This window comes from Burkholderia sp. BCC1988, from assembly GCF_905339895.1.
Lineage (GTDB): Bacteria > Pseudomonadota > Gammaproteobacteria > Burkholderiales > Burkholderiaceae > Burkholderia.
Genome location: NZ_CAJPHA010000015.1, coordinates 89,632 through 115,317, shown reverse-complemented (window position 1 = coordinate 115,317; position 25,686 = coordinate 89,632). Strand labels below are relative to the sequence as shown.

25 protein-coding genes are annotated in these 25,686 nt (G+C 69.1%); 5 read left to right on the top strand and 20 right to left on the bottom strand.

The window, feature by feature from the left end; translation table 11 throughout:
• Positions 1-17 precede the first annotated feature (17 nt).
• The 6 genes from carB to gloB form a co-directional block, all read right to left on the bottom strand.
• Complete coding sequence (gene carB / locus U4012_RS21870; protein WP_257775178.1) at positions 18-3,272, bottom strand: carbamoyl-phosphate synthase large subunit; 3,255 nt, start codon at positions 3,270-3,272, stop codon at positions 18-20.
• 60 nt (positions 3,273-3,332) lie between these two features.
• The gene (gene leuE, locus U4012_RS21865; RefSeq protein ID WP_321801431.1) at positions 3,333-3,992 is read right to left on the bottom strand and encodes a leucine efflux protein LeuE; all 660 of its coding nucleotides are present in this window, start codon (positions 3,990-3,992) and stop codon (positions 3,333-3,335) included.
• Between the two features lie 37 nt (positions 3,993-4,029).
• Positions 4,030-5,175 (bottom strand): glutamine-hydrolyzing carbamoyl-phosphate synthase small subunit, encoded by a 1,146-nt coding sequence (gene carA, locus U4012_RS21860; protein WP_044844900.1) that lies wholly within the window; start codon positions 5,173-5,175, stop codon positions 4,030-4,032.
• A 361-nt stretch (positions 5,176-5,536) separates the two neighbouring features.
• Positions 5,537-6,769 carry an MFS transporter gene (locus U4012_RS21855; protein WP_321801428.1) on the bottom strand — a complete coding sequence of 411 codons (1,233 nt, stop codon included), beginning with the start codon at positions 6,767-6,769 and terminating at the stop codon, positions 5,537-5,539.
• Positions 6,770-6,928: 159 nt separating this feature from the next.
• Positions 6,929-8,497, bottom strand: a complete 1,569-nt coding sequence (locus U4012_RS21850) for a transglycosylase SLT domain-containing protein (protein ID WP_124487579.1) — start codon at positions 8,495-8,497, stop codon at positions 6,929-6,931.
• Between the two features lie 151 nt (positions 8,498-8,648).
• A complete protein-coding gene (gene gloB, locus U4012_RS21845) occupies positions 8,649-9,455 on the bottom strand; it encodes a hydroxyacylglutathione hydrolase (RefSeq protein WP_321801425.1) in 807 nt (268 codons plus the stop codon).
• A gap of 18 nt (positions 9,456-9,473) precedes the next feature.
• Here gloB and U4012_RS21840 point away from each other — a divergent pair, with 18 nt between their 5' ends.
• From U4012_RS21840 to dnaQ, 3 genes are read left to right on the top strand one after another with little or no spacing between them, the layout of a single operon-like run.
• A complete protein-coding gene (locus U4012_RS21840) occupies positions 9,474-10,286 on the top strand; it encodes a class I SAM-dependent methyltransferase (RefSeq protein WP_044844904.1) in 813 nt (270 codons plus the stop codon).
• Positions 10,283-10,726, top strand: a complete 444-nt coding sequence (gene rnhA, locus U4012_RS21835) for a ribonuclease HI (protein ID WP_044844905.1) — start codon at positions 10,283-10,285, stop codon at positions 10,724-10,726. The genes U4012_RS21840 and rnhA overlap by 4 nt, the downstream gene beginning before the upstream one ends.
• Before the next feature lie 50 nt (positions 10,727-10,776).
• Positions 10,777-11,511, top strand: a complete 735-nt coding sequence (gene dnaQ, locus U4012_RS21830) for a DNA polymerase III subunit epsilon (RefSeq protein ID WP_321801422.1) — start codon at positions 10,777-10,779, stop codon at positions 11,509-11,511.
• Between the two features lie 40 nt (positions 11,512-11,551).
• Here the strand turns inward: dnaQ and U4012_RS21825 are convergent, their stop codons facing one another.
• Complete coding sequence (locus U4012_RS21825; protein WP_044844907.1) at positions 11,552-11,884, bottom strand: YnfA family protein; 333 nt, start codon at positions 11,882-11,884, stop codon at positions 11,552-11,554.
• Between the two features lie 540 nt (positions 11,885-12,424).
• On the opposite strand from U4012_RS21825, the gene proP reads away from it, so the two are divergent.
• The gene (gene proP / locus U4012_RS21820; protein ID WP_124523557.1) at positions 12,425-13,909 is read left to right on the top strand and encodes a glycine betaine/L-proline transporter ProP; all 1,485 of its coding nucleotides are present in this window, start codon (positions 12,425-12,427) and stop codon (positions 13,907-13,909) included.
• Between the two features lie 117 nt (positions 13,910-14,026).
• Here the strand turns inward: proP and U4012_RS21815 are convergent, their stop codons facing one another.
• Positions 14,027-14,224 (bottom strand): hypothetical protein, encoded by a 198-nt coding sequence (locus U4012_RS21815; RefSeq protein ID WP_044844954.1) that lies wholly within the window; start codon positions 14,222-14,224, stop codon positions 14,027-14,029.
• 342 nt (positions 14,225-14,566) lie between these two features.
• Positions 14,567-15,196: a glutathione S-transferase family protein gene (locus U4012_RS21810; protein ID WP_044844909.1), complete on the bottom strand. Its 630-nt coding sequence runs from the start codon at positions 15,194-15,196 to the stop codon at positions 14,567-14,569.
• A 182-nt stretch (positions 15,197-15,378) separates the two neighbouring features.
• Here U4012_RS21810 and phaZ point away from each other — a divergent pair, with 182 nt between their 5' ends.
• Positions 15,379-16,602: a polyhydroxyalkanoate depolymerase gene (gene phaZ, locus U4012_RS21805; protein ID WP_321801416.1), complete on the top strand. Its 1,224-nt coding sequence runs from the start codon at positions 15,379-15,381 to the stop codon at positions 16,600-16,602.
• Here the strand turns inward: phaZ and U4012_RS21800 are convergent.
• From U4012_RS21800 to madL, 11 genes are all read right to left on the bottom strand, one after another.
• A complete protein-coding gene (locus U4012_RS21800) occupies positions 16,589-17,257 on the bottom strand; it encodes a phosphoribosyltransferase (protein WP_321801414.1) in 669 nt (222 codons plus the stop codon). The genes phaZ and U4012_RS21800 overlap by 14 nt on opposite strands.
• A gap of 175 nt (positions 17,258-17,432) precedes the next feature.
• Positions 17,433-17,954 carry a phospholipase D-like domain-containing protein gene (locus U4012_RS21795; protein ID WP_321801412.1) on the bottom strand — a complete coding sequence of 174 codons (522 nt, stop codon included), beginning with the start codon at positions 17,952-17,954 and terminating at the stop codon, positions 17,433-17,435.
• A 161-nt stretch (positions 17,955-18,115) separates the two neighbouring features.
• Positions 18,116-19,048, bottom strand: coding sequence for a malonate decarboxylase subunit epsilon (gene mdcH / locus U4012_RS21790; RefSeq protein WP_321801410.1), 933 nt, complete (start codon positions 19,046-19,048; stop codon positions 18,116-18,118).
• Positions 19,045-19,929, bottom strand: a complete 885-nt coding sequence (mdcB, locus tag U4012_RS21785; RefSeq protein WP_321801408.1) for a triphosphoribosyl-dephospho-CoA synthase MdcB — start codon at positions 19,927-19,929, stop codon at positions 19,045-19,047. The genes mdcH and mdcB overlap by 4 nt, the downstream gene beginning before the upstream one ends.
• The gene (gene mdcG / locus U4012_RS21780) at positions 19,926-20,594 is read right to left on the bottom strand and encodes a malonate decarboxylase holo-[acyl-carrier-protein] synthase (RefSeq protein ID WP_321801406.1); all 669 of its coding nucleotides are present in this window, start codon (positions 20,592-20,594) and stop codon (positions 19,926-19,928) included. The genes mdcB and mdcG overlap by 4 nt, the downstream gene beginning before the upstream one ends.
• Entirely contained in the window at positions 20,581-21,288 is a 708-nt protein-coding gene (gene mdcE, locus U4012_RS21775) for a biotin-independent malonate decarboxylase subunit gamma (RefSeq protein ID WP_044844914.1), read from the bottom strand. The genes mdcG and mdcE overlap by 14 nt, the downstream gene beginning before the upstream one ends.
• Entirely contained in the window at positions 21,275-22,210 is a 936-nt protein-coding gene (locus U4012_RS21770; RefSeq protein ID WP_321801403.1) for a biotin-independent malonate decarboxylase subunit beta, read from the bottom strand. Before U4012_RS21770 ends, mdcE begins: the two co-directional genes overlap by 14 nt.
• Positions 22,207-22,521, bottom strand: a complete 315-nt coding sequence (gene mdcC / locus U4012_RS21765) for a malonate decarboxylase acyl carrier protein (protein ID WP_044844916.1) — start codon at positions 22,519-22,521, stop codon at positions 22,207-22,209. The genes U4012_RS21770 and mdcC overlap by 4 nt, the downstream gene beginning before the upstream one ends.
• Positions 22,522-22,531: 10 nt before the next feature.
• On the bottom strand, positions 22,532-24,205 hold the full coding sequence (gene mdcA / locus U4012_RS21760; protein ID WP_321801400.1) for a malonate decarboxylase subunit alpha: 1,674 nt from the start codon (positions 24,203-24,205) through the stop codon (positions 22,532-22,534).
• 168 nt (positions 24,206-24,373) lie between these two features.
• Positions 24,374-25,141 carry a malonate transporter subunit MadM gene (madM, locus tag U4012_RS21755; protein WP_321801398.1) on the bottom strand — a complete coding sequence of 256 codons (768 nt, stop codon included), beginning with the start codon at positions 25,139-25,141 and terminating at the stop codon, positions 24,374-24,376.
• 11 nt (positions 25,142-25,152) lie between these two features.
• Positions 25,153-25,548, bottom strand: a complete 396-nt coding sequence (gene madL, locus U4012_RS21750) for a malonate transporter subunit MadL (RefSeq protein ID WP_044844919.1) — start codon at positions 25,546-25,548, stop codon at positions 25,153-25,155.
• Positions 25,549-25,686 lie beyond the last annotated feature (138 nt).

The window sequence follows — 25,686 nt, the reverse complement described above, 5'->3', positions numbered from 1 at the left end:
GACAGGTAACTGACTGCTTAGTTTAGGCGAGCGTGAAGACCTTGTAAATCATAGACTTCCAGATCCTTCAGGTAGCGCAGGCCTTCGACGGCCGCGCGCGCGCCGGACATCGTCGTGTAGTACGTGACCTTGTGCGCCTGCGCGCTCATGCGGATCGAACGCGAATCGGCGATCGCCTGGCGCGTCTCGTCGACCGTCGTGAACACGAGTGCGATCTCGCCGTTCTTGATCATGTCGACGATGTGCGGACGGCCGTCCTTCACCTTGTTCACGACCTTCACCGGCACGCCGGCCGCTTCGATCGCGGCAGCCGTGCCCTTGGTCGCGACGATCGGGTAGCCGAGGTCGTGCAGCATGCGCGCGACTTCGACCGCCTTCGGCTTGTCGGCATCCATCACGGTGAGCAGCACCGTGCCCGACTCCGGCAAGCGCGAACCGGCCGCGAGCTGCGACTTGAACAGCGCTTCGCCGAAGGTCTGGCCGACGCCCATCACTTCGCCGGTCGAACGCATTTCAGGCCCGAGGACCGGATCGACGGTCGGGAACTTGACGAACGGGAACACCGCTTCCTTCACGCTGAAGTACGGCGGCTCGACTTCCTTCGTCACGCCCTGCTGCGCGAGCTTCTGGCCGACCATCGCGCGCGCCGCGATCTTCGCGAGCGGCAGGCTGGTCGCCTTCGACACGTACGGCACCGTGCGCGACGCGCGCGGGTTCACTTCGAGCACGTAGATGATGTCCTGCTTCGAACCGTCCGCCTGCGGCACCTGCTGGATCGCGAACTGCACGTTCATCAGGCCGACCACGTTCAGCGCCTTCGCCATCGCGCCCGTCTGGCGCTTCAGCTCGGCCACAGTTTCCTTCGACAGCGAGTACGGCGGCAGCGAGCATGCCGAGTCGCCCGAATGGACACCCGCCTGCTCGATGTGCTCCATCACGCCGCCGATGAACACCGACTCGCCGTCGCAGATGCAGTCGACGTCGCATTCGATCGCGTCGTTCAGGAAGCGGTCGAGCAGCACCGGCGAATCGTTCGACACCTTCACGGCCTCGCGCATGTAGCGCTCGAGGTCGCGCGGCTCGTGGACGATTTCCATCGCGCGGCCACCGAGCACGTACGACGGACGCACGACGAGCGGGTAGCCGATTTCGGCCGCCAGCGCGAGCGCTTCTTCTTCGGCGCGCGCGGTGCGGTTCGGCGGCTGGCGCAGGCCGAGGTCCTGCAGTAGCTTCTGGAAGCGTTCGCGGTCTTCGGCCGCGTCGATCATGTCCGGCGACGTGCCGACGATCGGCACACCGTGCGCCTCGAGGTCGAGCGCGAGCTTCAGCGGCGTCTGGCCGCCGTACTGGACGATCACGCCGACCGGCTTTTCCTTGTCGACGATCTCGAGCACGTCTTCCAGCGTCAGCGGCTCGAAGTACAGGCGGTCGGACGTGTCATAGTCGGTCGACACCGTTTCCGGGTTGCAGTTGACCATGATCGTTTCGTAGCCGTCCTCGCGCATCGCGAGGGCCGCGTGCACGCAGCAGTAGTCGAACTCGATGCCCTGGCCGATCCGGTTCGGGCCGCCGCCCAGCACCATGATCTTCTTGTTGGTGGTCGGCTGCGCCTCGCACTCTTCCTCGTAGGTCGAGTACATGTAGGCCGTCTTGGTCGCGAACTCGGCCGCGCAGGTGTCGACGCGCTTGTAGACCGGGCGCACGTTCAGTTCGATGCGGCGGCGGCGGACGTCTTCCGGCGTCGCGCCGAGCAGCTTCGCGAGGCGGCGGTCGGAGAAGCCGCTCTGCTTCAGGAAGCGCAACTCGTCGAACGTCAGCGACGCGAGCGTGCGGCCCGCGAGCGCCTTTTCCTTCAGGATGATCTGCTCGATCTGCTCGAGGAACCACGGGTCGATCGCGGTTTCCGCGAAGATTTCCTCGGCCGTCATGCCGATGCGGAACGCATCGCCGACGTACCAGATGCGGTCCGGGCCCGGCTCGTGGATCTCGATCGCGATCTCGTCGCGGTCGGTCGACTTCTCGTCGAGACCGTCGACGCCGACTTCGAGGCCGCGCAGCGCCTTCTGGAACGATTCCTGGAACGTGCGGCCGATCGCCATCACTTCGCCGACCGACTTCATCTGCGTGGTCAGGCGCGAATCGGCTTCGCGGAACTTCTCGAACGCGAAACGCGGGATCTTCGTGACGACGTAGTCGATCGTCGGCTCGAACGACGCCGGCGTCTGGCCGCCGGTGATTTCGTTCTTCAGCTCGTCGAGCGTGTAGCCGACCGCCAGCTTCGCCGCGACCTTCGCGATCGGGAAGCCGGTTGCCTTCGACGCGAGCGCCGACGAACGCGACACGCGCGGGTTCATCTCGATGACGACCATGCGGCCGTCCTTCGGGTTGATCGAGAACTGCACGTTCGAGCCGCCCGTGTCGACGCCGATCTCGCGCAGCACCGCGAGCGATGCGTTACGCAGGATCTGGTATTCCTTGTCGGTGAGCGTCTGCGCCGGCGCGACCGTGATCGAGTCGCCGGTGTGCACGCCCATCGGGTCGAGGTTCTCGATCGAGCACACGATGATGCAGTTGTCGGCGCGGTCGCGCACGACTTCCATCTCGTATTCCTTCCAGCCGAGCAGCGATTCCTCGATCAGCAGTTCGCGCGTCGGCGACAGGTCGAGGCCGCGCTTGCAGATCTCTTCGAATTCTTCGCGGTTGTATGCGATGCCGCCGCCCGAGCCGCCGAGCGTGAACGACGGACGGATCACGACCGGGTAGCCGCTGCCGCCGGTGCCGGCCATGATCTCGGCGTGCACCTGGGTCGCTTCTTCCATCGAGTGCGCGATGCCCGACTTCGCGGAACCGAGACCGATCTTGGTCATCGCTTCCTTGAATTTCTGGCGGTCTTCCGCCTTGTCGATCGCTTCCGGCGACGCGCCGATCAGCTCGACGCCGAACTTCTCGAGCACGCCGTGGTGGTGCAGGTCGAGCGCGCAGTTCAGCGCGGTCTGGCCGCCCATCGTCGGCAGGATCGCGTCCGGGCGCTCCTTCTCGATGATGCGTGCGACCACTTCCCACGTGATCGGCTCGATGTACGTGACGTCGGCCGTGTTCGGGTCGGTCATGATCGTCGCCGGGTTGCTGTTCACGAGGACGACCTTGTAGCCCTCTTCACGCAGCGCCTTGCAAGCCTGCGCGCCCGAATAGTCGAACTCGCAAGCCTGGCCGATGATGATCGGGCCGGCGCCGATGATGAGGATGCTTTTGATGTCTGTGCGTTTTGGCATGGCTTGTGAATTCAGTAAGTAATCTTTGTCGTGGCGTTGTCGTCGGTCGGCAGGCCGCGCTCAGCTCATGGTGGCGAGCGCGAGCTTCACCGAGAAACCGATGAACAGGCCGCCCACGCTGCTCGCCGCGCCCGCCGCGAGCCTGCGGCGGCGGCGGAAATGCTCGGCGAGCCGTGCGCCCGCGAAGATCAGCGTGCTCAGGTACAGGAAGCTCGCGCATTGCGCGATCGCCCCGAGCACGACGAACGACAGCGCGGGATGCGGGAAGGCCGGGTCGACGAACTGGATGAAGAACGAGATGAAGAACAGGATCGCCTTCGGATTCAGGAGGCTCACGATCAGCGCCTTGCGAAACGGCCGCTCGCCGTCGACCGCGGGCGCTGCCTCGGCCGGCGCATCGCCACGCGCGCGCAGCTTCTGCCACGCGCTGCGCAGCATCCCGGTGCCGATGTACAGCAGGTAAGCGGCGCCGCCGTACTTCACGACGGAGAACAGCAGCGGATTCGCCTTCAGCAGCGACGCGACGCCCGCGGCGGACAGCACCATCAGCACCGTGTCGCCGACGAACACGCCGCAGGCCGCGCGATAGCCGGCCTTCACGCCGCGCTGCGCCGCGAGCGACAGCACGTACATCGAGTTCGGCCCCGGCAGCAGGATGATGAAGATCACGCCGAACACGTAGGTCCAGATATCCGTGATGCCGAGTGCGTGGCCGAACATGATGCGAATCTCCCGTTCTTCGGTTGCTTCAGTTGCGTCAGGCGTTGCGCTGCTTCGCCGCGTCCATCAGTGCGGTGAAACGGTCGAACAGATAGCCGATGTCGTGCGGGCCGGGCGACGCTTCCGGGTGGCCCTGGAAGCAGAATGCCGGCTTGTCGGTCAGCTCGAAGCCCTGCAGCGTGCCGTCGAACAGCGACACGTGCGTCACGCGCGCGTTGGCCGGCAGCGAATCCGCGTCGACCGCGAAGCCGTGGTTCTGCGACGTGATCACCACGCGACCGTCGCCGAGATCCTTCACCGGGTGGTTCGCGCCGTGGTGGCCCGTCTTCATCTTGAGCGTCTTCGCGCCGACCGCGAGGCCCATGATCTGGTGGCCGAGGCAGATGCCGAAGGTCGGCACGCCGCGCTCGATGAACTGCTTCGTGGCCGCGATCGCGTAGTCGCACGGTTCCGGATCGCCGGGGCCGTTCGACAGGAAGATGCCGTCCGGATTCAGCGCGAGCGCATCTTCCGCGCTCGCTTGTGCCGGCAGCACCGTCACGTGGCAGCCGCGCTCCGCGAGCATGCGCAGGATGTTGTACTTGACGCCGAAGTCGTACGCGACGACGCGGTACTTCGGCGCTTCCTGCATGCCGTAGCCGCTGCCGAGGCGCCATTCGGTCTGCTTCCACTCGAACGGCTTGGTGGTCGACACGACCTTCGCGAGATCCATGCCCGCGAGGCCCGCGAACGAGCGCGCGAGCTCGATCGCCTTCGCCTCGTCGTCCGAGCCGGCCAGGATGCAGCCGCTCTGCGCGCCCTTGTCGCGCAGGATCCGGGTCAGCTTGCGGGTATCGATGCCGGCGATCGCGACGACGCCTTCGTCGCGCAGGTAATCGCCGAGCGTGCGGTCCATGCGGAAGTTCGATGCGAGCGTCGGCAGATCACGGATGATCAGGCCGGCGGCATGGACTTTCGTGGCTTCGACGTCTTCGGCGTTGACGCCGACGTTGCCGATATGCGGGTAGGTGAGCGTGACGATCTGACGCGCGTAGCTCGGATCGGTCAGGATTTCCTGATAGCCGGTAATCGCGGTGTTGAACACGACTTCACCGATCGTGTGGCCTTCGGCCCCGATCGAATAACCACGAAAGACCGTGCCGTCGGCGAGTGCAAGCAAGGCGGGAGAAAAAGACGGCAACACGGGAGGCTCCTTGGGGAACACCCTGCTGCCGACCTGTTTACCCTGCCGCGCAAGCGCCGCGCTGCGTAGGCGCGCGGAATCGCTAGCTGGACGCGACCTGCGTTGTCGAGACGCGAACCCGGCGCGTGGCGCACGAGGCTTCGCGGCATCGCCCGACAGGCGGCGTGCGGCGGATGAACGGGATGAGTGAGGTAGGCGCTAGGGTGCGAGGTTGATCAGCACAAACTTTCAAATTATAGCCCGAAAATGGCCTTATCTTCAATCGATATGGCCGTCCGATCGTGCATGCGGCGCGCGTGACGGCGCGCGGTCGCGCACGACACTCGTTGCTGCGGCCCCGTTTCCGCAGCCGCCCTACCCGTCAGCGTACCGCCGGATCAACGTGCTTGCCAGCGCTGCGCGCGGGCCACACGCACCAGACCGCGCTCGCGAGCTGCAGCGCGAGCAGCACGCTCCACGCGGTGACGTGCGCGGCGGCCGGGTAATGGCCGTCGACGGCCGGCCAGTGCGACAGCACCGCGCCGATGCCGATCTGGAACGCAAAGATCAGCACGAAGATCACGAGCGTCAGCGTCGTATTCGCGCGGCCGATCAGATGCGCCGGAAAGTGACCGGCCAGCACCGCGTAGGTCAGGATCCCGACGCCGCCGAACATCCCGTAGGCCGCCCACAGCACGGCCGGCGGCAGCGGCACGCGCGCGACGATCGCGCCCTGAGTGGCGACGAACAGCGCCATGCCGATGCCGCAAAATGCCTGGACGGACACCCCGCGGCGCTCGAGCACGCGCGCCGCCGCGCCGAAGCCGACGCAGCCCGCCATCATCGCGAAGCCGAGCACCGACACGAGCCGCGCGGCGTGCTGCGCATCGAACCCCTCGACGTCGCGCAGGTACGGGCCGACCCACAGCGACTGCATCGCATAGAACACGCCCTGCGTGACGATCGAGAACGACGAAATCTTCCAGAACGCACGGCTGCCCAGGATGTGCCACGTGCCCTTGAACTGGCTGACGATCCCGCCCTGCTGACGCGGCCGCTCGGCTTCCGGCGCACCGAGGCCGATCGCGGCCGCGACGACGATCGTCAGCACCGCGAGGCCGCCGCAGATCACGCGCCAGCTCGTCACGCCGAGCAGCCAGGTCAGCGGCGAGCCGACCACAACGCCGCCGAGGCCGCCGACCGCCATCACGAGACCGTTGACGAGTGGCAGCCGGCCGACCGGAAAATGCTGCGCGAGCGCCTTGAACGCCGCGCCGAGACACACCGATACGCCGACGCCGATCAGGAGCCGGCCGACCATCATCGTGCCGAGGTCGTGCGCGATGCCGAACACGGCGGCGCCGGCCGCCGCGAACAGCAGCATCCCGGCCGCCACGCGGCGCGGGCCGAAATGGTCGAGCAGCACGCCGGCCGGAATCTGCGCGCCGGCGAAGCCGAGGAAATAGAGACTCGTGAGCAGCCCGAGATCGGCAGCCGACAGCCCGAGCTCGTGCGTGACGAACGGCGCGAAGCCAAGATTGACGCCGCGGAACACGTACGACACGAAATATCCGATCGCAAACAGCGCGAGCACCCTCACCTGCACCGACGACATCGCTTCTCCTTGTGACTGCGGGCAGCGCGCAGCAACGGCCGCGCTGCCGCGCACAAACGAAAACGCCGTCACCTCGGTGACGGCGTTGCTACGCGTTTCGTCGGATGATAACGCAATCGCGCGGCCCGGTCGGGCCGCCGCGCCGCGATCGCGGCCGCGTTACTTCTTGCCCTTGTGCGCAGCGGCCTTCGGTGCAGCCTTCGCGGGCGCGGCCTTGGCCGCACGGGCCGCCGGCTTCGCGGCACCGTGCTTCGCGCCGCGCGACTTGCCGCCGACGGACAGGCTCGCGCGCTCGATATGCGCGCCGGCGGTCGACGTCGCGATCCGTTCCGGCCCCGGCTCGGCCGGCACCGCGCGACCGACCGGCACGTGCAGCACGAGCGCCTGGCCCGGCATCGCGAGATCGCGATGCGTGCGGTTCCATGCCTTCAGCTGCGCGACCGACACGCCGTAGCGGCCGGCGATCGCCGCCATCGACTGCTTGCGGCGCACGCGGATCAGCATCTTGCGCGTGTCGGGCACGTCGGGCTCCATCGCGAGCACGCCGTTTTCCGCGACGTCCGCGCTGATGTCCTCGTCGTCGTCATCGCCGCGCGGCACGACGATCGTCGAGCCCGGCTTCAGGCGCATGCCGGCCGGAATCTTGTTGACCGACATCAGCGTGTCGGCGTCCACGCCGATCTTCTCGGCGATCGCGGCCGGGCGCGCGCGCTCGCTCACCGTGTAGGTGGTCCACGTCGACAACTGGCCGTTGTAGGCCTTCAGGTTCTTCTCGAACGCCGCCGCATTGTCGAACGGCAGCAGGATCTGCGGCTCGGTCGCGCCGAGGATCACCGGCTTCGCGAACGACGGGTTCAGCGAGCGGAACTCGTCGAGCGACAGGTTCGCGAGCTTCGCGGCCACCGCCACGTCGATGTCGCGCGCCGTCGTGACCGTCACGAAATACGGGTGGTTGGGGATCTCCGGCAGCGTCAGGCCGAACTGCTGCGGATTCGCGATGATGTTCTTCACCGCCTGCAGCTTCGGCACATAGTTGCGCGTCTCGTTCGGCATCCGCAGGCTCTGGTAGTCGGTCGGCAGGCCGGCCGCCTGGTTGCGCGCGATCGCGCGCTGCACGTTGCCTTCGCCCCAGTTGTACGCGGCCAGCGCGAGATACCAGTCGCCGAACATGTCATGCAGGCGCGACAGGTAGTCGAGCGCGGCGCTCGTCGACGCGAGCACGTCGCGACGCTCGTCCTGCCACATGTTGCGCTTCAGGTTGTACGTGCGGCCCGTGCCCGGCATGAACTGCCACATGCCGGCCGCCTTCGCGACCGACAGCGCCTGCGGATTGAACGCGGACTCGATGAACGGCAGCAGCGCGAGCTCGGTCGGCATGTGGCGCGCCTCGAGTTCCTCGACGATGTGATAGAGGTACTTCTGCGAGCGCTCGGTCATGCGCTGCACGTAATCGGGACGCTGCGTGTACCAGGTCGTCTGCATGTCGACGAGGTCGCTCTGCAGGTCGGGCATCTGGAAGCCGCGGCGAATGCGGCCCCATAGATCGGAGTCGGCACTGGTCAGGTCGCCGACGGATTGCTTGTCGACGTCGACAGTTTCTTTGGCGGTGGCTGATTTACGGAGGTAGTTGGACGTCGCCTGCGAATCGGCGGCGTTGTTGGCGACAGGGGCCTGGCTCGCGCAAGCGGCGAGCAGCAGGACCACCATCGCACTCAATATAAGTCGCATGAAAATCTCGGCTTCCGACGGCTGGAAATTGCTGGCGATACTACGGAAGTGCGTGCTTCACGTCAATAAAAACACCGAAAACTCAGCGAAATCCTACATTTGCAGCAATTTTTACAGACGCTACCTGAGGTTTGGAGTCCTCCCGAAATCGTCATCGGAACCGGTTTTTCCACTCGCGCATCAGCGTGAATGCCGCCAGTCGATCCGGCACCGTTTCGTGCAGCTCGGCCTCGAGCGTCGCATGGATGGCCGCGCTGTCCGACCGCATGAACGGGTTGACGGCACGTTCGTGCGCGATCGTCGTGGGCAGCGTCGGCACGCCGCGCGCGCGCAGCGCCTGCGCATCGTCGCGCCAGGCGGCGAGCGCCGCATTGCCCGGTTCGCACGCGAGCGCGAAGCGGATGTTCGACAGCGTGTATTCGTGTGCGCAATGCACGCGCGTGTCGCCGGGCAGCGCCGCGAGCGCGTCGAGCGACGCGAGCATCTGCGCGGGCGTGCCTTCGAACAGCCGGCCGCAACCGCATGAGAACAGTGTATCTCCGCAGAACACGTGAGGCGTGGCCGCGCCCTGCCCGGCCGCCTGGAAATATGCGATGTGGCCGCGCGTATGACCCGGCACGTCGAGCACGTCGAACGCAAGCGCCGGTGCGTCGAGCGTCACGCGATCGCCGCCCGCGAGCGGGCGCGTGACCACGTCGATCGATTCTTCCGCCGGGCCATAAACGACCAGCGGCACATCGTCCGGTTGGCCATCTCGCAGCGCCGCGACACCACCGACGTGGTCGGCGTGATGGTGCGTGAGTAAAATAGCGGTCAAGCGCCAGCCGCGTTCGGCAAGAACACGGCGTACCGGCGCGGCTTCACCCGGATCGACGGCGATCGCATCGCGGCCGTCCGAGACGAGCCAGATATAGTTGTCTTCGAATGCCGGCACCGGCACATATTCCAGCTCGTTCATGGGCACGCAATCATCGTTATGTCCGATCGTCAAATTATAGACTGGCCCGCCTGGACCGACTCGCCACCCGGCCGCTACGTGCTGGACTGGGAGCAGGCGCAGCTCGACCGGATCGTGTCCGACGTCTTCGGGTTTCACGCGCTGCAGCTCGGCCTGCCGCAGCTCGACGCGCTGCGCGAGAACCGCATGCCGTATCGCGGCCTCGTGCTCGACCCGGCGAGCGGCGCGAGCGCGCCCTACCAGTATCCGTGGGCGCGCGAGGCGCATGCGCCCGAGCATGCGCCGGCCGATCGCAGCACGACCTGGTGCGACCTGCTCGACCTGCCGTTCGAGTCGCAGAGCGTCGACCTGATCGTGATGCCGCATACGCTCGAATTCACGTCCGACCCGCACCGCCTGCTGCGCGAGGCCGAACGCGTGCTGATGCCGGAAGGCCAGCTCGTGATCACCGGCTTCAATTCGCTGAGCCTGTGGGGCATGCGGCAGTCGTTCGGGCGCATGGCCAACCGCCCGTTCGTGCCGGCCGCACGCGACCAGATCGCGTTCATCCGGCTCAAGGACTGGATCAAGCTGCTCGGCTTCGATCTCGAGCGCGGCCGCTTCGGCTGCTACCGGCCGCCGCTCGTCACCGACAAATGGCTTGCCCGCTACGGCTTCATGGAGGCCGCCGGCGACCGCTGGTGGCCGATCTTCGGCGCCGTCTACATGGTCACCGCCGTCAAGCGCGTGCGCGGCATGCGTCTCGTCGGCCCGATCAAGATGAAGAAGCCCGTGCTCGCGCCGGGCCTGACGCCGGCGGCCACCCCGACCACCCATCAAGAACACTCATGACCACCGACACCATCGACATCTATACCGACGGCGCCTGCAAGGGCAACCCCGGCCCCGGCGGCTGGGGCGCACTGCTGCGCTACGGCGACCGCGAAAAGGAGCTGTTCGGCGGCGAGCCGAACACGACCAACAACCGCATGGAGCTGATGGGCGTGATCGCCGCGCTCGAGGCGCTGAAGCGGCCGTGCCGCGTGATCGTCCATACCGACTCGCAGTACGTGCAGAAAGGCATCAGCGAGTGGATCCACGGCTGGAAGAAGAAGGGCTGGGTCACCGCGGCGAAAACCCCGGTGAAGAACGCCGACCTGTGGAAGCGGCTCGACGCGCTCGTCGCGCAGCACGAGGTCGAGTGGCGCTGGGTGAAGGGCCATGCGGGCCATCCCGAAAACGAACGCGCGGACGCGCTCGCGAACCGCGGCGTCGCATCGCTCGCGGCCTGAATCGCAGCCTGAACGCAGGCCGCCCTACCGTCTTTCCCGATTTATCCGACATGCGCCAGATCATTCTCGATACCGAAACCACCGGCCTGAACCCCCGCACGGGCGACCGCCTGATCGAAATCGGCTGCGTCGAGCTGCTGAACCGGCGGCTCACCGGCAACAACCTGCACATCTACGTGAACCCCGAGCGCGACAGCGATCCGGGCGCGCTGGCCGTGCACGGCCTCACGACCGAATTCTTGAGCGACAAGCCGAAGTTCGCGGAAGTCGTCGACCAGATCCGCGACTTCGTGAAGGACGCCGAGCTGATCATCCATAACGCGCCGTTCGACCTCGGGTTCCTCGACGCAGAATTCGCGCGGCTCGACCTGCCGCCGTTCACCGAGCATTGCGGCGGCGTGATCGACACGCTCGTGCAGGCCAAGCAGATGTTCCCCGGCAAGCGCAATTCGCTCGACGCACTGTGCGACCGGTTCGGCATCAGCAACGCGCACCGCACGCTGCACGGCGCACTGCTCGACTCGGAGCTGCTCGCCGAGGTCTATCTCGCGATGACGCGCGGCCAGGACAGCCTCGTGATCGACATGCTCGACGACGCAGGCGCCGACGGCGGCGCGGCGAACGGCCAGCGCGTGGCGCTCGCGTCGCTCGACCTGCCGGTGCTCGCGGCGAGCGACGACGAACTGGCCGCGCACCAGGCCCAGCTCGACGAACTCGACAAGTCGGTCAAGGGCGCCTGCGTATGGCGCAAGTCCGCCGACGCGGACGCCGCCGAAGCCGCCTGACGCGGCGTCTCACGAGCCGAAGCCGTGCCTGCAGCCGCGCTCAAGCGCGCGGCTGCAGTGCGATGACGGCCATTCCGCCGAGCGCGAGCATCGCGCCCGCCACATCCCAGCGGGTCAGCGCGATGCCGTCGACCGCCCGCAGCCAGATCAGCGCCACCGCGATATACACGCCGCCGTACGCCGCATACGTGCGCCCTGCCGCGCTCGGGTGCAGCGTCAGCAGCCACGCGAACAACGCGAGCGACAGCGCGGCCGGCACCAGCAGCCAGACGGGCCTTCCGCCTTTCAGCACGAGCCACGGCAGGTAGCAGCCGACGATCTCGGCCAGTGCAGTGACGGCGAACAACGCCGCAATCCTGATCAGTTCGGTCATCCGGTTCCCCGCAGATTCGGCCCCCATCCGGCGGGCCGCGCGACCGCGCCGCGCGCCGCCGATCATACCGGAGCCGGCCCCGCCGGAACCGCCGCCAGACGGGGGATTCCCGGCAATTTGCACGATCATCTGTCATCGTGCTATCATGTCGCCTGTTTCAACATTCAATCTCTGTCTATTCGATTTCGCAAGAAGTCCGTCCGCGCATTGCGGGCCGGTGCTTCGACCGAGATTGCATCCACAGGAAAGCCCGCCCGACAGGCCCGCTTTTCTCGTTTCGTTGCCCCTCCGGGGCGCTTGCCGGAACGCCGGACTCCGTCCGCGCCGGCATCTGCCGCTCGCATCACGCGGCCCATTCTTCATGAGCGCACCGTCGCGACGGCCCATCGGGCCCGCGTCGAAGCAGTCCCTTACGGCCCTTTACCGCCTCATGTGCAGTAAGCGCTTAAATGGCCTGCCCCGACGCGCAGCACACGACATCGCGCTCGCCGGCAAACCGTGTCGGACGGCCCGCCCGTTCCGGCGCAGTCAAAGGAGTGCATGACCTTGACCGCAACACACGTCAGCCCGACCGCTGCTTCTTCCTCCACGTCGTCCGGCGAGGCTCCGCTCGCCGCGGACGACATTACCGTCGTCGACCAGAGCCTGCTCAAGCGCGCCGTCAGCGCGATGGCCATCGGCAATGCGATGGAATGGTTCGACTTCGGCGTCTACAGCTATATCGCCGTCACGCTCGGCAAGGTGTTCTTCCCGTCCAGCAGCCCGTCCGCGCAGCTGCTCGCGACCTTCGGCACGTTCGCGGCCGCGTTCCTCGTGCGCCCGCTCGGCGGCATGGTGTTCGGCCCGCTCGGCGATCGCATCGGCCGCCAGCGCGTGCTCGCCGCCACCATGATCATGATGGCCGTCGGCACCTTCGCGATCGGCCTGATCCCCAGCTACGCGTCGATCGGCATCATGGCGCCCGTGCTGCTGCTCGTCGCCCGCCTCGTCCAGGGCTTCTCGACCGGCGGCGAATACGGCGGCGCCGCCACCTTCATCGCCGAATTCTCGACCGACAAGCGCCGCGGCTTCATGGGCAGCTTCCTCGAGTTCGGCACGCTGATCGGCTATGTGATGGGCGCCGGCGTCGTCGCGCTGCTCACCGCGTCGCTGTCGCAGGAAGCGCTGCTGTCGTGGGGCTGGCGCGTGCCGTTCCTGATAGCGGGCCCGCTCGGCCTGATCGGCCTGTACATCCGGATGAAGCTCGAGGAAACGCCGGCGTTCAAGCGTCAGGCCGAGGAGCGCGAAGCGCAGGACAAGGCCGTGCCGAAGGCGCGCTTCCGCGAGACGCTGATGCGCAACTGGCGCGCGCTGCTGCTCTGCGTCGGCCTCGTGCTGATCTTCAACGTGACCGACTACATGGTGCTGTCGTACCTGCCGAGCTTCATGTCGTCGACGCTGCACTTCGACGAGTCGCACAGCCTCGTGCTGGTGCTGATCGTGATGGTGCTGATGATGCCGCTGACGCTCGCCGCCGGCCGCCTGTCGGACAAGGTCGGCCGCAAGCCCGTGATGCTGGCCGGCTGCGTCGGCCTGCTCGCGCTGTCGATCCCGTCGATGATGCTGATTCATGCGGGCACCACCGCGTCGGTGTTCGGCGGCCTGCTGATCCTCGGCGTGCTGCTGTCGTGCTTCACCGGTGTGATGCCGTCGGCGCTGCCGGCGCTGTTCCCGACCGAGATCCGCTACGGCGCGCTCGCGATCGGCTTCAACGTGTCGGTGTCGCTGTTCGGCGGCACGACGCCGCTCGTCACCGCGTGGCTCGTCGACGTGACCCACAACCTGATGATGCCCGCGTACTACATGATGGGCGCGGCCGTGATCGGCATCGTGTCGGTCGTCGCACTCGCCGAAACCGCACGCCAGCCGCTCAAGGGCTCGCCGCCGGCCGTCGCGTCGCGCCGCGAGGCACACCAGCTGGCGCGCCAGCTGCGCGAGGAAGACGACGCGGAAATCTACGGCGTCGTGTCGCCCGCGCGCGCCTGAGCGTCACCCGCTCGCCCATGAAAAAGCCCCGGCCGAAGCCGGGGCTCGATCGAACCCGATCCGCCCGACCGGCTTGCGCCGGCCGGGCGTTTTTTCATCCGTCGACGTGACGCGGGTTCATGCGTGCGCTTCGCAGTGGCGGCAGAAGATCAGCGCACGCGAACGCGACACGGCTGCCTGCGCGCCCCGCGCGGCGACGATCAGGCCGACCTGGCCGAGATTGAAGTCGCGCTCGACCATCAGTTGCGTCAGCGCGGCAAGCGGCAACACGACGGACGGGTGGTACAAACTCGATTCGATCAGCGCTCTCATCATCGGCTCCATCAGGCAATGCGTATTCGATGGAGTGGATTCTAGGGACGGCCCGCATCCGGATAAACGGCGCGAATGCGAAGTCACTTGTCAGCGGCGGAGAACAATCGGCTCGTCCTTGCCGGACGGGGCCGAGCGGGCGGCGCGCGGTCGCGCGGGCGCATAAAGTGCAGCGGCGCGACGTGGTTTTCCGCACGTCGCGCCGAACAATAACGCGCGGCCGGACGCGCCGCGCACTGCGGTTGGGTCGACACGCGCCGAATGCCGGCCCGGTTCCGCCGCGGCGGGTCGGTCGCGCCGCCCTCGCCCGCCGCCGTTCCGGTGCTGCCGGGATCGACGCCGCGTTCAGGCGAGCGGCGTCTCGACAAACGCCGGCAGCGCTTCCGCACGCGCCGAATGCGCGGCCAGCGCCGGATACCGGGCCGGATCGATCCGCGCGAGCGCCGGATAATCGGCGGCCATGAATTGCGTGAAGCGCCAGGCGACCGCGACGGTCACGTCCGACTGCAGCAGCCGCGCGCCGCCGAACCAGCCGTTCGCGGCCGCGACGAGCGGCTCGAGTTCGCCGTACGCGGCCTCGAGCTGGCTCAGCACGCGCTCGAGCCAGGGCGCGTGCTGCTTGTCGGTCGGCCGCAAAGCGTGCTCGTACACCACCTGCACCGTCTTCTCGGCCGCCGCCAGCGCGAGGCCGACCGGCACCAGCGTGCGCAGCCGCGCGTCGGCGGCGTCGGGCAACAGGCGCCGCTCCGGCGCGACGCGATGGTCGAGGTAGTCGACGATCAGCGACGAATCGAGCAGCGTCGCACCGTCGTCGGTCACGAGCGTCGGCGCCTTCACGACCGGGCTGAACGACCGGAACCGGTCGAACTGACGAAACACCGAGACCGACTCGTGTTCGAACGGCAGGTCGAGCAGCTTCGCCGATATGGCGACACGCCGCACGAACGGGGAATCCAGCATGCCGATCAGCTTCATCGCAAACGCTCCGCTTGAGGGAATGGGACCGACGACTGTAGCAGCGCCGTGCGCCGGTGCCTAGCGCGATGCCGCCGAAACGCGCGGCGAAATCCGCGTCGTCCGGTCACGTTTCCGACACCCGCTGCGCGCCCGGAGTGACCATAATGCAGATTCACCTCCCTTCCGCCTCGAGGTTCGCCATGTGGTACGACGTCGTCGAGCAGCAGCGGGAATGGATGCGCGCCTGGCGCGAAGCGACGCGCCACGCGTTCGACGTATGGCCCGCCGCGACGCTGCCGCACGCCGTGTCGTCGTGCTACGACGACCTGTTCGAGCCGCTCCTCGGGCCGGCCGCCGGGCCGCCGCGCTTCGAGATCCGGCGGCCGGCCGTCGACGAGCGGATCGTCGCGCGCACGCCGTTCTGCCAGTTGCGGCGCTTCGCACGCGACGATGCGCGGCGCGCGGTGCTGCTGTGTGCGCCGCTCGCGGGGCACGCGGCCGTGATGATGCGGGAAACCGTCGAGGCGCTGCTCGCGGACGGCGACGTCTGCGTGACCGACTGGGTCAATGCGCGCGACGTCCCGCTCGCGGCGGGCCGCTTCGGGCTCGACGAGTACGTGGCGACGCTCGACGGCTTCGTCGACGCGCTCGCCCGCGACGACCGGCCGCTGCATGTCGTCGCCGTATGCCAGGCCACCGTTCCCGCACTCGGCGCACTCGCGCTGCGCGCCGCGCGCGGCCACGCACCGCCCGCGAGCGTCACGCTGATCGGCGGGCCGCTCGACGCACGCATCAACCCGACCACGCTCGGCACCACGGCCGCGTCCCGTTCGCTCACGTGGTGCCGCCGCCACCTGATCGACATCGTGCCGCCCCGCTTCCCCGGCCGTGGCCGGCACGTGTTCCCGACCTATCTTCAGCAGGGCGAGATCGCGCTGCTGTATCCGCAACGCTTCCTGACGCTGATCGAGGACTACGCGCGCGCCGCCTCGCACTTCGACCTGACGGCGCTGGCGGACGCGCGGCGCGCGCTGCGCGAATACACGGCGCTGCTCGACATGCCGGCCGAATACTTCCTGGACACCGTCGATATCGTGTTCCAGCGGATGTGCCTCGCGAACGGCACGTGGCAAGTCGGCGGCCAGCGCGTGGAGCCGGCCGCGCTGCGCGGCGTCGCGCTGCTGACGGTCGAAGGCGGTCGAGACGCCGTCACCGGCGCCGGCCAGACGCATGCGGCACTCGACATGTGCCGCGGCCTCAAGGCCGGCGAGCGCCAGCGTCTCGATATCGACGACTGCGATCACTACGGGCTGTTCACGGGTGCGCGCTGGCACGGCAACGTCCATCCGGCGCTGCAGCGCGAGTTCGCGCAGGCCGAAGCCGTTCGCCCGATATCGCGCCGGCGCCGGGTCAGGCGGACGTGAGGTCGTCGTCCGGCCCGCGGGCCGCATCGAGGAGCGCGCGCACCTCGTCGTCGCCGGTCTGGTCGAAACGCGCGTAGAACTGGCTGATCCCGAAGAAGCGCAGCGGCTGCGACACCGTCACGAACGCATCGGCCAGATCGTCGAACGCATGCTGGGCGCCGGCCGGCGCGACGGGTGCGGCGGCCACGATGCGCGCGGGATGGCGCTTGCGCAGCGCCTGCAGTGCGACGCGCATCGACGCGCCGGTCGCGATGCCGTCGTCGACGACGATCGCGATGCGACCGTCGACCGGCAGCGGCGGCCGCGCGCCGCGATACAGCGTGTCGCGGCGCTGCAGTTCGGCGGTCTCGCGCACGATCACGTCGGCCAGTTGGGAATCGGACACGCCCATCGCGCGGATCGCCGCGTGCTGCAGGTGGATCGCCCCGCCGGTCGCGATCGCGCCGATCGCGAATTCGGGATCGGAGGGCATGCCGAGCTTGCGCACGACCAGCACGTCGAGCGGCGCGCGCAGCGCCTGCGCGACCGGGAATGCAACCGGTACGCCGCCGCGCGGCAGCGCGAGCACGACGACGTCGCGGCGCCCCGCATAGTCGTGCAGCGCGAGCGCAAGCTGACGACCCGCGTCGGCGCGATCGGCAAAACACTCGGTCAAGATCGGCTCCCTGCCGTTGGGCCGGATGCGCGACCTGCGCGCCGGCACCTGTTCAACGAGCATGGTTCATCGGACACGCCGATGCAAGCGGGGTCATACCGGCGTCCGCGGCAGGCGGATCGCTGCACTGACAAGGATGGATGGCGTTCGCCCGGGGCGGGCTGCCGTCAAGCGCTCAGAGCCCGCCGGCCTGCCGATACAGCCGCCAGAACGACTGCGCGTACGACTGCGCGAGTTCCGGCGCGCGCTGGAACACGTTGACCGTTTCCGCGTGCGCGGCCGCGTCGTCGGACAGCGTCGTCAGCGCGACGCTGTCGTCGACGATCACGAAACGCGGTGCGGGGTCGCCGTGCCGCGAATCGATCGCGACGTCGATGCCGGCCGATTTCAGATAGCCCGCGCCGCTGTACTTGCCCGCACGCGGCGAGCGCACCAGCACGACCCGCACGTCGACCCCGCGCGAACGCGCCGCGCGCAGCGCCGCCGCGACCGCGGGCGGCACGTACGCGTAGCCGGCCAGCAGCACGCGACGCTGCGCCTGACCGATCAGGTCGACGGTCGCGTCGGCCGCCGCATTGTCATACGAAAAGTACCTGCCGACCGCGGCGGCGTCGGACGGAATCGGGCTGGCGTGGGCGGTCGCCATGCAGCAAAGCGCGGCGACGAGGAAGGCGGCTGGTCTCATGGCGGGCGCCATTGTAGCGACGCCAATTCGCATGACAAGCGCCTGCTGCAGCGCTGCTGCGCCGGCGCAACACCCGGCGCGGAACGACCGGTCGGCAGGCGGATTTCGAAGCGGATCTCGAACTGGATTCGAAGCGGTTCCGGCGCGTGATCCGGCCGCTAGCCCTCCGCCGGTCAGCCGGCCGCGATGCGCGCGAGCCAGCTCGCGATACCGTCGACGGAACGGAAATCCGCGACGCTGCGTGCCGGCAGCGCCGGATACGCGCTGCCCGCCATCTCGGCCAGTGCGCGGCCCGGGCCGAGTTCGAGAAACGCGGTCGCGCCGGCCTCGACGCACGCGGCCAGGCAGGCCGCCCACTCGACCGGCTCCGCGATCTGGCGCGCGAGCTTGTCGAGCCCGGCGTCGACATCGAGCACCGACGCGCCGTCGATCCCCGAAAACAGTCGCGTGCCGGGCAGCGGCCGGCGCACGTTCACGGCGGCCAGCGATGCGCGAAACGCGGGCACCGCCGCCGCGAGCCGGTGCGTGTGCGACGCGATCCGCACGCACACGGGCGCGACACGCAGCGCACCGTCGCGTGCGGCGGCGTCGGCCACCGCGGCGACGTCGGCCTGCCGCCCGGCCAGCACGAACGCATCGCCGGGATTGGCGATCGCGATCGCCGCATCGCGGCCGTCGCAGAGTTGCGCGAGCCGCGCACGCGTGAGCCCGCGCACGAATGCCATCCGTTCATCGCCGCCGCTCGCGGCATCCATGGCGCGCGCGCGCGCATCGGCCAGCGCCAGCGCGTCGTGCGGATCGATCATCCCCGCGACGCTCCACGACGCGACTTCGCCGACGCTGTACCCCGCGACGCAACGACGCCGCGGCCACATCGCCTCGAGCAACATCGTCGCCGCAAGCGCCTGCACCGTGCAGAGGATCTGCGCAGCGCGGTTCTCACGCAGCGCATCCGGTTCGGCGTGCCGCACCCAGTCGCGCGGATCGTCGCCGAGGAGCCGGCCGGCGTGCGCGAACAGCGCATCGGCTTGCGGCACCGCGCCGGTCAGCTCGAACATGTCCGCACGCTGCGCGCCTTGCCCCGAACAGAGGATCGCCAGCGTCATCGTCCCTCCCGGTCCGTCTCGTCCGTTTCGCCCGTCTCGAGCGCATCGACGAACACGCTCATCGCCAGCAGGTCGGCCGCGCCGCCCGGGCTCAGCCGGCGCGCGACGAACGCGCGGTGCGCGGCGGCCGCGCGCAGTCGCCAGTCGCGGGCGCGGATGCCGCCGCGGGCAACGAATGCGCGTGCCGTGGCACGCGCGAAATCGAGGCCGGCCTGCCCGCCGCGGTGCAGCAGGTTCGTATCGTCGAGCGCGGCGATCAGCGCGAAGCAGGCGTCGACGCGCGCGGCCTCCGGATCGTCCGGCATGCAGCGCCGCGCGCGGCGCAGGGCCGGCAGCCCGACGTCGTACACGGTCGTGAACCCGTCGGCCGCCTCGCGACGCGCGCCGCCGACACCGTAGCGGCGGCTCGCGCGCTCGCCGTGACTGTCGGGCAGCCGCGGGCCGCCGAGGATCTCGGTGCCCCAGCGCCGCGCGACGAACGCGCCGAGCGTCAGCGTGCGTGCCGCGGTGCCCGGCACCGTGCGGCGGCCGGCGGCCGCGCACAGCAGCCCGAGCCCGAAGATCGCGCCGCGATGCGTGTTGACGCCGCCGGTCGCGGCAAGCATCGCGTGTTCCGCGCGCAGCCCGATCTTGCGCAGCACGGCCATGTCGGCGTCACGCGCACCGGCATCGGCGAGCTCCGCGAAGTACGGCCGCAGCACGGCCGCGCTGCGCACGAACATCGTGGCATCCATGTCCGCGTGACTGCCGGTGTCGACGTGACTGACGAGGCCCGGCTTCGGATAGGTGTCGATTTCCAGCACGAGGCTGTGCTCGGCGAGTTCGGCGATGCGCTCGGCATCGGACGGCGCCGGCGCGCGGCAGGCGGCCCACGCACTCATCGCGTGCCTCCGGTGAATGCGTCGGCAGGCATCAATTCGACGGCGATCGCCGTCTTGACCGCGACTTCAGGCAGCCGCGCATGCAGCTCGCGCCAGTTCACGCCGGCGCCGTCGTCGCGCAGCAGTTCGCCGTCGATGCGCATCGGCGCGCGTGCGTCGAGTGTCGCCAGGCCGTCGAGCAGCGCGGCGAGCGATGCGACGTCAGGCAGCGGAAACACGAGGTCGAGATCGGACGACGCGCTCAGGTAGCGCTCTCCCGTCAGCGCCTGCCATGCGAGGCTGCCGAATACGCGGCCCTGCACGCCGCAGCGGGCGCCGAGCGCAGCCAGGTCGCGCAGCGTCGCGTGCCATGCGTCGGGCGCGACAGCGAGCACATCGGCGAGCGTGGGCAGCGGACCGACCGACGCGAGCGCGTCGGCGGCGACGTTCATTGCAATGCGCCGCTTGCCCGCCGAAGGCGGCAGCGGCAAGCCGAGCGGGATGCGCCCCGCATCGGCCTCGTCGGGCGACGCGCGGCGCACGATCAGCGGCCAGCCGTGCGCGGCCCACGCCTGCACGAGCGGATCGGCCGCCAGCGCGGGATCGCGCGCGCAGGCCGCGCCCCACCCGGCCGCCGTCAGCGTGACGAGCGTGTGGCGGCGCAGCGGCGTGTCAGCGTGCGGCACGCGCGAGTGCCTCGACACGCCGCGCGACGTCGGCCGCGACCGGCCGGCCGCGCGCCGCACGCACGTCGTTGCGATCGGCCGGCTTGCCGAGCCATTCGGCGACCTGCGCGTCGAGCGCGCGGGCCGGGTCGAGCACGGCGTCGACGGCACCCATCTTCACGAGATTGTCGAGCCCCGGCGCGAACACCGGCGTCGAACGCGCCATCTCCTTCAGCACGTCGATCGGCAGCTTCGTCACGCGCGACATCGACGGCAGGTCCATCACTTCCGGCTCCGCGCCCGGCAACGCGAGCAGCGTGCGCGTCGCGAGCGCGGTCGCGATGAACGCGCCCGCGGCCGTATGGCCGTATAGCAGGCCGATCGTCCGGTGCCCGGCGAGCTCCGCGTGCATCAGGCATTTCGCGAGATGCGACAAGCCTTCGTTCAGGCCGAGCAGTTCGTCGCGCTTGCTCATCCGCTGGCTGTCGCTGTCGACGAGCACGAGAATCGGCGTGTCGCCGCCGCGCCCGATCGTGTCGAGCACGTGCGACGCGAGCGTCACGGCTTCGTCGATGCCGAACGGCAGCCGGTCGGCGACGCCGATCACGTCGACGCGCGTGCCGGTCAGATCAGCGTGCCCCGCCAGCAAGCCGCCGGTCCGCGTGATCGCGTGGCCGTTCGGGAACAGCGAGGTCAATACTTCATCGAGCGTCATGCTGCGCCTCCTGCAGTTGATCGGCGAGCTTCGCGAATTCATCGTCGGGCATGCCGGGAATCGCTTCCGGCTCGCTCGCGCCGAGCGCGCGCCACACGTCGAGCGCGTCCTTGCATGCGCCGAACCGTTCGACGCGCGCTTCGAGACGCGCCTGCTCCGCGCGCAGCATCGCCGCGTCGAAGTTCGGCGCACGGCCGATCAGGTCGAGCGCGGCCGCGCGAAACGCGTCGGGCGTATCGGCCACGTAGCGGTCCGCGCCGCCGATCAGCCGGCGGTGCTTGCCGCCCATCGTGCGCCAGATCAGCGCGCGGTCCTTCGCATCGAATTCCTCGACGCCGCGATTGGTCTCGATCACCTCGGGCCCCGACACGCTGATGCGCCCCTGCTCGGACACCGCGAGCGCCGAACAGCAGGCGGCGAGCAGGCCGCCGCCGCCGTAGCAGCCCGCGCGCCCGCCGATCAGCCCGATCACCGGCACGCCGGCCGCACGCGCGTCGACGAGCGCACGCATGATCTCGGCGATCGCCAGTTCGCCCGCATTCGCTTCCTGCAGCCGCACGCCGCCCGTATCGAACAGGATCAGCACCGGCGTGCCGAGGTCGCGCGCCGCACGCAGCAGCCCCGTGAGCTTCGCGCCGTGCACTTCGCCGAACGCGCCGCCCATGAAGCGGCCCTCCTGCGCGGCGACCAACACTGGCGTGCCGTCGAGCCGGCCGCGGCCGACCACCATGCCGTCGTCGAACTGCTGCGGCAGGTCGAACAGCGGCAAGTGCGGGCTCGTCACACGATCGCCCGGTCCGAGAAATTCGGTGAAGCTGCCCGCGTCGAGCAGCCCGTCGACGCGCTGGCGCGCCGACGCTTCGTACCAGCTCGCGCGGTTCGCGACGAATGCGGGTGCGTCGTGGATCGCGTCGGTCATCATGCGCCTCCCTCGATCGCTCGCACGGCTTGCGCGAGCCGCAGCGACACCATGTCGGGCCGCGCGCCGCCGTCGTTGATCGACAGCTTCAGGCCGCCCGGCGCGCGCCGTTCGACGAAGTCCGACACGACGGCCTGCCACACCGCGCCGAAACCGACCGCCGCGGTGCGGATATCGATCTCGCATTCGTTGCCCGGCAGCACGCGCTCGACGAGCACCTCGAGATTGCCGGACGCGACCACGCCGACGAGCGCCGTGGCCAGTTCGCCCTGCGCGCGTTCGCGCGCGGTGAAGCGATAGTTCAACTGTTCCATGCCCTCTTCCTCACCAGTTGCGGAACCGGGCCGGCGGCGCATACAGGCCGCCCGACCAGTGCACGAGATCCTTGATCGAGCGCGCGGCAAGCCAGCGGCGGTCGGCGTCGAGCGGATCGATGCCGAGATCCTCCGGGCGGCGGATCACGCCGCGCTCGCGCAGCTGCTCGACCAGCCTGCGATCGCGGCCGCGGCCGACTTCCGTATAGCCGGCCACGCCGCGGATCGCGTGCTCGCGTTCGTCCTTGTCGCGGCACATCAGCAGGTTCGCGATCCCTTCCTCGGTGACGATGTGCGTGACGTCGTCGCCGTAGACCATGATCGGCGCGAGGTCGAGCTGCAGCTTGTCCGCGAGCTTCAGCGCGTCGAGCTTCTCGACGAACATCGGCACGTTCTTGTCGCCGAACGTCTCGCCGATCTGCACGACCAGCTTGCGGCCGCGCCTGAGCGCCGCCGGCGTGTCGGGGTCGGCCTCCGCACCGGCCTTCAGCCACGGCTCGCTCGGGTGACGCCGGCCGCGTGCGTCGCTGCCCATGTTCGGCGCGCCGCCGAAGCCGGCGATCCGCTCGGCCGTGACCGTCGACGAATGGCCGGACAGGTCGATCTGCAGCGTCGAGCCGATGAACATGTCGCACGCGTAGAGGCCGGCGGTCTGGCAGAACGCGCGGTTCGAGCGCAGCGACCCGTCGGGGCCCGTGAACCACACGTCGGAGCGCGCGCGGATGTAGTCGTCCATCCCGACTTCGGAGCCGAAGCAGTGAACCTGCTCGACCCAGCCCGATTCGATCGCGGGAATCAGCGTCGGGTGCGGATTGAGCGCCCAGTGCGTGCAGACCTTGCCCTTCAGCCCGAGCTTCGCGCCGTAGGTCGGCAGCAGCAGCTCGATCGCGGCCGTGTTGAAGCCGATCCCGTGGTTCAGGCGCTTGATGCCGTACGGTTCGTAGATGCCCTTGATCGCGAGCATCGCGGTCAGGATCTGGGTCTCGGTGATCGCGGCCGGGTCGCGCGTGAACAGCGGCTCGACGTAGAACGGCCGGCCGGCCTCGACGACGAAATGCACGCGGTCGCCCGGAATGTCGACACGCGGCACCTTGTCGACGATGCGGTCGACCTGCGCGATCACGATGCCGTCCTTGAACGCGGTGGCCTCGACGACGGTCGGTGTGTCTTCCGTGTTCGGGCCGGTGTACAGGTTGCCGTCGGCATCGGCGCTGACCGCGGCGATCAGCGCGACCTGCGGCGTGAGATCGATGAAGTAGCGGGCGAACAGCTCGAGATACGTGTGCACCGCGCCGAGCGCGATCTTGCCGCCGAACAGCAGCTTCGCGATGCGCTGCGACTGCGGGCCCGAATACGCGAAGTCGAGACGCTTCGCGATGCCGCGCTCGAACACGTCGAGATGCTCGGGCAGCACGACGCCCGACTGCACCATGTGCAGGTCGTGGATCTTCGCGCTGTCGACGTCGGCAAGCGCGGTGGCGAGCAGGTCGGCCTGCTTCTGGTTGTCGCCTTCGAGGCAAACGCGGTCGCCGGGCCGCAGCACCGCTTCGAGCAACGCGACGGTGTCGCGCGCATCGACCCGCTTGCCGCGCGCCCCGGAGGAAGTGGCCTTGGGCCACGCGAAGGCCGCGCCGGCCGCGAGGCGTGCATCGCGCGCCTGCCGCGCGTGATTCCATCCCGTCATGAACAGTTCTCCCGCTTCGATGGTTCAGCGGCATTCTAAGCCTGGCGCCGCCGCCGATTGATGATGTTGACGAATGCGACTCAGAGGACGCCGCGATGGATGCGGCCCCGCCGCGGCCCGCGCGCGCCGGCGCTTGCGCAGGGGTCGCCCGGATCGCACGCGTGGCGGTTATGCGCCGACCAGCGCGCGTGTCGTGAAGAACAGCACCGACGGCCCGAGCAGGCAGCCGACGCCGGTATGGAACGTCGCGACCAGCGCGCCGTACGGCACGAGCCGGCGGTCGGTCGCAGCAAGGCCCGCGCTCACGCCGCTCACGGTGCCGGCGAGGCCGCCGAAGATCATCGCGGAGCGCGGCGTCTTCAGGCCCATGAAGTTCGCCGCGACCGGCGTGCCGATCATCACGATGATCGCCTTCACGAGGCCTGTCGCGATGCTGAGCGCGATCACGTCGGAGCTCGCGCCGATCGCGGCGCCCGTCACGGGCCCGACGATGTAGGTGACGGCGCCCGCGCCGATGGTCGTCATGCTGACCGCATCGGTATAACCGAACGCGCGCGCGATGCACGCGCCGACGATGAACGGCAGCACGGTGCCGAGCAGCAGCGACACGACGCCGACGAGGCCGGCCTTGCGCGCCTCGGCCGGCTGCACTTCGAACGCGGTCGCGACGATCGCGAAATCGCGCAGCATCGCGCCGCCCATCAGGCCGACGCCGGCGAACAACTTGACGTCGGCCAGCCCCTTCTCGCCGCCGGTGAACGCGCCGCCGACGTACGCAAGCACGAGGCCGATCACGATCGCGATCGCGGAGCCGTGCACGCGGCCGAAGGTGAGCTTGCGCGACGCGAGCGACGACAGCCACATGATCAGGCCGACCAGCGCGAACGACGCGACGAGCCCGTTGTGGGCGACGGTTTTTTCGAGCATCTGCAGCATCGCGGCCTCCGTTACTGTTCTTCGAATTGCGGCACGCCCGCGAAGGCCGTGTCGTCGCGCCCGGTGCGCACGAGTACCGCGATGCAGCATGCGCAGATCGCGACCGCGCCGATGGCGGCGAGCAGCGCGACCGGCCCGCCCTTCAGCGCGGCGACGACGTTCTGGTTCGCGGCCATCGCGACGACGACCGGGATGTACATCGCGCCCCAGAAACCGACGCCGGCCTCGGTCTCCTTCGGCAGCCAGCCGCGCCGGTGCAGCCACAGGCGCAGGCAGATCAGCAGCAGCATCGCGATGCCGACGCCGCCGACGTTGGTCTTCACGCCGATCGCGGCGCCCAGCAGGTCGCCGAGGAACAGTCCGGCCAGATGGCAGAACGCCAGCAGCGCGGTTCCGTAGATGATCATGAGTCGTCTCCAGTCTCTTCGTGACGGGTGCCTGACGCGTGCGGGAGTCGGGCCCGCATGCCGGTTCCGGGCGCGGACTGGATGTCTCCTGCGGCGGGGCGCCGCGGCCCGGCGGCTCGTCGTGCGAGCGCATTCTCG